General features: G+C 42.7%; 1 protein-coding gene. It reads right to left on the bottom strand.

Annotated elements, in window-relative coordinates; translation table 11 throughout:
- A partial coding sequence (locus CIGNP109_RS08285) for an ATP-binding protein (protein WP_141081058.1) occupies positions 1-641 on the bottom strand: 641 nt, incomplete at both ends.

Here is a 641-nt window from a genome sequence, read left to right as displayed (position 1 = left end):
ACATGGCTATCCATTCTGACATTTCTACCGCCTGGGGCGACATATTTTGTGATTTTACCTGGATTTGGAGTGAAGCTTTTTGGGTCTTCGGCTGTGATTCTACACTCTATTGAGTGGCCACTTAATTTGATATCTTTTTGCTCTGGCAATCTCTCGCCTTGTGAGATTCGTATCATCCACTCTATTAAGTCTAATCCGCTACACATTTCGCTCACACAATGCTCGACTTGGAGTCTTGTATTCATCTCAATAAAATAAAATTTATTATCTCTTTGATCGTATAAAAACTCAAAAGTCCCAGCACCCGTATATCCTATGGCTTTAGCAGCATTTACGGCTGTTTGGTGGAGTTTGGCTCTAGTTTCATCATCTAAAATTACTGCTGGGCTCTCTTCTATTAATTTTTGGTGGCGGCGTTGCATTGAGCAATCTCTCTCACCCACATGCACGACATTGCCATACTCATCGCCTAGGACTTGGACCTCTATGTGGCGTGGATTTGAGATATATTTTTCCATATACATTGTTCCATCACCAAAGGCACTCATAGCCTCGCTTTCAGCTGACCAAAAGCTCTTTTCTAAATCCTCTTCTTTCTCTACCACTCTCATACCACGGCCACCGCCACCTGCAGCTGCTTT

This window comes from Campylobacter sp. P0109, from assembly GCF_002138755.1.
Classification (GTDB): Bacteria; Campylobacterota; Campylobacteria; order Campylobacterales; family Campylobacteraceae; genus Campylobacter; species Campylobacter devanensis.
Note: the sequence above shows the minus strand (reverse complement) of the source record. Positions and strands in the feature narration are given on the sequence as shown.